Annotated in this window: 4 protein-coding genes; 3 read left to right on the top strand and 1 reads right to left on the bottom strand. The window is 67.9% G+C overall.

The genetic code is table 11. From position 1 onward, the window contains the following. The 3 genes from AC1DYI_RS24305 to AC1DYI_RS24295 all read left to right on the top strand — a co-directional run. The coding region (locus AC1DYI_RS24305) for a serine/threonine-protein kinase (protein WP_477206707.1) at nt 1–1,881 on the top strand (1,881 nt) is incomplete at its 5' end. A 99-nt stretch (nt 1,882–1,980) separates the two neighbouring features. Beyond that, nucleotides 1,981–3,516: a hypothetical protein gene (locus AC1DYI_RS24300; RefSeq protein ID WP_477206706.1), complete on the top strand. Its 1,536-nt coding sequence runs from the start codon at nt 1,981–1,983 to the stop codon at nt 3,514–3,516. 198 nt (nt 3,517–3,714) lie between these two features. Beyond that, entirely contained in the window at nt 3,715–5,703 is a 1,989-nt protein-coding gene (locus tag AC1DYI_RS24295; RefSeq protein WP_477206705.1) for a serine hydrolase, read from the top strand. Nucleotides 5,704–5,800: 97 nt separating this feature from the next. Here AC1DYI_RS24295 and AC1DYI_RS24290 read toward each other — a convergent pair. Continuing rightward, on the bottom strand, nt 5,801–6,023 hold a 223-nt coding region (locus AC1DYI_RS24290; RefSeq protein ID WP_477206704.1), incomplete at its 5' end, for a hypothetical protein.

Here is a 6,023-nt window from a genome sequence, read left to right as displayed (position 1 = left end):
GCTGCGCAGCGCTCGCTGCACCCGGCCGGCCTGCGGCGCCAGCTGCGCGGCGACCTCGACAACATCGCGCTGATGGCGCTGCGCAAGAACCCGGCCGAGCGTTACCCGTCGGCCGAGGCCTTCAAGCAGGACCTGAAGCGCTGGCTGCGCAACAAGCCGGTGCACGCTCACCCGGGCACCTGGTGGTACCGCACCCGCAAGTTCGTGCAGCGCCACAAGCTGCCGGTGGCCGCCACGGCGCTGGCTGGCGCGGGCATGCTCGCCGGCCTCGCGGTGGCGCTGGACCAGGCCGCCATCGCGCGCCGTGAAAGCCAGCGCACGAAGGCCGTGCAGGACTTTCTGGTCGGCCTGTTCAACGAGGCCGACCCGGCCCGCGCGCAGGGCCGCGAGCTGACGGTGCGCGACCTGCTGGCCCGCGGCGAACGTGAACTGCAGGCCAAGCTCGGCGCCGAACCCGACCTGAATGCCGCGCTGAGCGGCGTGCTGATCGACATCTACGACAAGCTGGGCGACAACAAGCCGGCGCTGCCGCTGGCCGAGGCGCGGCGCGATCTGATGGTGCGAAGCCACGGCGAAGGCAGCCTCGAGCACGCGCGCGCGCTGCTCACGCTGGGACTGGTGCACAAGCAGCTGGGCCACAAAGAGACGTCGATGACGCTGCTGAAGCAGGCCCGGTCGATGCTGCTGGCCCACGAGCCAGCCGACAGCGCCGACGTGCTGGAAGTGGACCTGGGCGTGGCCGACAACCTACTCGACCTGAACCAGCACGAGCAGGGCCGCGCACTGCTGCAAAGCCTGCTACCGGCCGTCGTGAAGGTGCACGGCCCCGACAGCTACGTGGAGGCGGTGACCCGTGTGCGCATGGCCACTTCGCTAGCCAGCACCGGCCACAAGGACGAAGCCACCAAGGCACTGCAGGCGATGGCCCCGCTGCTCGACAAGGATTGGGTGACCGAGGGCATGGGGGCCGCCGAGCTGCGCGCCGACGTGGGCTTCACGCAGTGGCAGATGCGCCTGTTTCCCGAAGCGATCCGATCGCTGGAGAAGGCCGTCGCCGAAATCGATCGCCTGGCCGGCCGCTACAACATCCAGTCGATCCTGGCCAGCCGCACCCTCGGCATGGCCTACATGGACAGCGGCAACTACCTGCGGGCCGACGAGGTCTTCACCGGCAACATCGAGCGTTCGAAGAAGGTCTATGGCGCCGAAGACAGCGAAACCGCACTGAACCTGTCTTTCCGCGTGATGACGGCGAACCGCGTCGGCGACAGCGAAGGCGCCGAGGAGCAGGCGCGTGAATCGGTTCGACTGGCGCAGGCTCAAGGCTCGGCGCTGTCGGCTTCCGAAGTGCGCGGCTTCATCCGCCGCTACGGCTCGGCACTGACCATGAACAACAAGCCGGCCGAAGCGCTGCGCTGGTTCGACCAGCTGTCGGCGCAGGAACTCGCCGCTGGCCAGAAGGACACGCGCCACGCGGCCACGCTGATGCTGCGCGCCGGTGCATTGAATGCGCTGGGGCGTGGCAAGGAGGCTGCCGCAGCGGGCGAGGAATCGATCACCGCCTGGCGCGAATCCGGCGCCTCACTGGGCTCGACCGGCCAGGTTGGCCTGGCGCGCGCGCAGCTGAACACCGCACTGGGCTGGCTGACGGCTGGCGAGCCGGCCAAGGCGGCGCCGCTGATCGACAGCGCCGAGCAGCTGCTGCGCGAGCACCACACCGGTCCGCATCCCGAGCAGCAGCTCGCCTCGCTCGTGCGCGCGCAGTGGCTGCGCGCCACCGGGCATCCGGGCGAGGCCGATGTGCTCGAACGCCAGGCGCGTGCCCGCTACCGAGAGCTTGCCGGCGCCGAGGCCCCGCTGCCGCTGCGCGTCATTCTCTGACGGCTGCGCGCTGACTGGCGTGCGGGCGCCACACACCTCCCGCGCCTGTTGCAAGCCTGTATTGCCCGCCGCGCCGGGGCCCCAGAGAATGCCGGCCCCATGCGACACCACCAGCCATTTCGCCTCATCGCGTTGCCTGCCGCCCTGCTGTTGGCGCTGGCGATCCCCTTCCACGCCAGCGCCAACGACGGGCGCAACCGCTACGAAACCGGCGTCCCCGCCGAACTGGTCCACCTGCATGCCCCTGTGTCGCCACAGGCCGGCTTTCGCGTGCTCGCCAGCGACATGCCGGGCGGCGCCGACGGCGACCCGCGCTTTCGCTGGGCGACACGCCCCGCCGTTGCATTGACGCGCCTGGCCGCCCGGCGCACGGTCGAGACGCTGGGCACTGGCCCGTATCCGCTCGCCATCTTCGACCTGACCTCCGAGAACGCCGACACGCCGATCGAACTCGGGCCCGAGGGGCCGCGCGGCCGGCACCCGGGTGGCTCGCACGACGGCGGCTACAACCTCGACCTCGGCTACTACCTGACCAGCGAGCAAGGCCGCGTCGAAACGCCGGACCCGGCCGCCTGTACCGACCACTTCCGCCCGGGCACACCGGCCGGCGCCACGCCAGTCGAAGACAACATCTGCCACGGCCCGGCCGACCGGCTGGACACGGACCGCCAGGCCCTGTTCATGCTCGAACTCGTTCGCTGGCACAGCGAGCGCTTCTCAGGCGAGTTGCTCGAAGCGATCGGCATCGACGCGCAGGTGCGGCTCAAGGTGCTGGCGCGGGCCAACGAATGGGCACGCGCCAAGCGCTTCGGCGTGAGCGCGGCGCGCGTGGCCGAGATGGAGCGCCTGTTCGCCTCCAGCCCGTACGAAGGCTGGGCCCACGCGCACCATCACCACATCCACGTGCGCCTGCTGCCAATGGACCCTGGCGGCAAGCATGCCGCACGCCTCGCCGCGCTGGTGGAGCAAGACCGGGCGCTGGAAGCACGCTTGCTCGCGCAGCCCGGTGCGGAGCCCGGCGCCGCGGCCGACGGCTGCACGCTGGTGACCGAGCTGACCTCGCAGGCCTTGGCACGATCACTGGATCTGCAGATCGTGGGCACCGAGCCTCGCTGCATGCTGGCCGGTGCCGGCAAACCCCAGCCGGCGGGCGCCGCATTGAAGGGCCTGCGTTTTCGCATCGACGGCGGCGAATGGGCGGCGCCCGAGGATCCGTTGTTCCCGATGCACCACGTGGTGGATGCCGCGGCGAGCACGACGTTCTCAACGCTGGTCGCAGAAGCCCAGCTGACCTTCTCTGACGGCCACCAGCGCATCCTCAAGCGCACCGTCGCGTTGCCGGCGCAGCCAGCGTGGCTGCGGGTGCGTGTCGACGCCTCGCACTTCGTCGGGCGTTCACGCACCGAAGGCGAAGGCCTGCTGCTGTCGCTCGAGTTCCCGCCGGTGGACGCGACCTTGATCGACCACATCACCTTCCTGGTCCGCCGCCGCGGCGTCGCCCTGCCCGAGCGCCTCACGGCCGACGTGCGCACCGCAACGACAACGGCTCAAGACGCCGGCTCGGTCGAAGCGGTGGAAGCCGAGGTGGGCTTGTCGAAACGGGTGCGCCTGCGCGTGCCGGTCTTCATTCGCTGAGCTGACGGCGGGGTCGTGGAGCGGGTCCCCCGGAAGAGGGGGGACCCAGCCCCCCCAATCGAGGGGCCTAACCATAGGGGGGCAGAAATGTCCGGTGACACCGCGGGGCTGCGAATTGATAGGTAGGGCCGCACGAAACAACGCATCGGCTCCCAACCTCAACCCCCGCAGTTCAACCAAGACCACTGGAGAGATTTCATGAAGACCCGCTTCACCCAACCCCGCCCGACCCTGCTGCTGGCCGCCCTCGCCGCTGCCGCTGGCCTGATGGCCCAGGGCACCGCCCGCGCCCAAGCCGCCGTCGACGGGCTGGAGATGGACGACCAGGCGATGGTTCAGCCCGAATCGCTGGACGTCAACGCAACGACCGACGACCACTCGACCAACGTCCCGACCGGCTGGTGGACGTACACCAACGTCAGCGCCGACCAGGTCAGCACCTACCTGAGCCAGAACAACGCCCGCCTGACGGAGATCGAGGTCTACTCGGTCACCAGCGGCGTGCCGCGCTTCTCGGTCCGCATGGTCCCCAACAGCGGCGCCTACGCCGTCCCGGGCTGGTGGTGGTACTACGGCCTGACCTACGCACAGGTCACCTCGTACGTCAACGCCAACAGCGGCCGTCTGATCGAAATCGAGCCGTATGACATCGGCGGCGGCGTGATCCGCTACGCGGTGGTGATGGTGTCCAACACCGGCAGCGCGGCACGTGCCTGGACCTACCTGATGGGTGTCAGCTCGGCGCAGATCACCGACCACATCAACAACACCGGTCACCGGATGATCGACATCGACAGCTATACCGAAGGTGGCGTCAAGAAGTACACCGCGGCCTTCGTTGCCAACACCGGCACCGATGCGAAGAGCTGGCAATGGTGGATCAACCAGACCCCGGCCTCGATCGCCAGCAAGGTCGCTTCGTTCAAGGGCCGCATCGTCAAGCTCGAACGCCAGTCGAACGGCACCTACAACTTCATCCAGGTTGCCAACACCGGCAGCGATGCTTCGGCCTGGTGGTACCAGTACGGCTTCGCCTCGATGGCCGACCTGAACAACTACGGCCTGCAAGTCGCCTCGCGTCCGATCGACATCACGACCTACGTCTCGAACGGTGTGCGCCGCTACGACGCTGTCTTCATCGACAACGCCAACGCATCGACCCGCCGGATGCGTGACCTGCTGGGCAAGACCTTCCTGGACAGCAGCGGCAACCCGACCAAGGGCATCTTCGAGTCGTACCTGAAGCAGGTCAACAGCTCCGTCAAGGTCGACCTGAACGGCAGCCGCCGCGCTGAAACCGCCAGCTCGCTGAAGTCGCTGCACCTGCTGCACTCGATGAAGCAGGTCCAGCTGGGTCTGGACACGCTGCCCTCGGCCTTCACCTACTACGAGTACGACATGGTCGCCGGCAAGGACGCCTGCCCGGATCCGTCCAAGGAAGTGGCCGCCAACAAGCGCACCAACTACAACTTCGAGACCGGCCTGGACGAGATGATGCGCATCTCCGACAACCGCACGACGCGTGGCACCGTGCTGCGCTACGGCGGCACCTTCACGCCGTTCAACAGCACGGCCACCGCTTCGGGCCTGACCGGCACGACGCTGCGCCACAACATCGGCTGCGCCTACTGGAACTTCACGACCGGCAAGTACGACCCGACGAACCGCCGCAATGACACGACGGCCGCTGACCTGGCTCACATCTATGAAGGCGTGTGGAACTCGACGCTGCTGACCAACACGAACTCGGCCCGCAGCGAGTTCCTGGAGTCGGCCAACCCCAGCACCGGCGCCAGCGCCGCGCTGCAGGTGATCATCAACGACGAAGCCACCAAGCAAGGCAAGTCGGCGATCGCTGCGCAGTTCGGTTCGCTGATCAAGACCTGGGGCAAGGGTGGCAGCTACGGCACCTGCCTGCCGGACGCCAACGGCGCCTGCGGCCAGAAGGTGATCATCCGCTCGGGCACCGGCATCATCGAACTGCCGGTCAAGGGTCGCACCGGTGCCATCACCTACCGCGACTTCGTGTTCGGCCGCCTGATCTCTGACACCCCGGTGCCGTGCTGGGAAGACTACAACACGCCGGGCACCAACTGCCAGGCCGACGTGGACTTCACCAACGCCTACAACACCGGCGCCAACGAGCTGTATCGCGACGAGATCCGCGAAGCGCTGAAGACCTGGTAATCCGCGCCCAGCAACTGTTTCTTGCTCCTCCCAACCGATTGCGCCCGGCCCTGCCGGGCGCTTTTTTCTTTGGTCGTCGACCGGGCCTGGAGTGGCCTCAGCTGCCGCTGCGCCAGGTGGTAATCGCCTCGCCGTGCGAAGTCCTGACGACTTCATCGAGCTTCTCGATGGGCGGATCCTTGAAGAACTTGAGGCAGTTGCTGCCCCAGCAGCGCACCTTGCCGCCCTTGTAGATCTGCGTGGCCCAGTCCTTCACCGTTCCGTCGGCATCGACGAGGAAGTAGACGATCCGATAGCGCTGCCGCTCTTCGGCATACGAG

The sequence above is a fragment of the Ideonella sp. P3_A4 genome (assembly GCF_056403075.1).
This window is presented reverse-complemented; position numbering and strand designations above follow the sequence as displayed.

Bases quoted from the DNA above. Each gene is read 5' to 3' on its own strand.
- AC1DYI_RS24295 (WP_477206705.1), top strand. From the start codon at position 3,715: ATGAAGACCCGCTTCACCCAACCCCGCCCGACCCTGCTGCTGGCCGCC.
- AC1DYI_RS24300 (WP_477206706.1), top strand. From the start codon at position 1,981: ATGCGACACCACCAGCCATTTCGCCTCATCGCGTTGCCTGCCGCCCTG.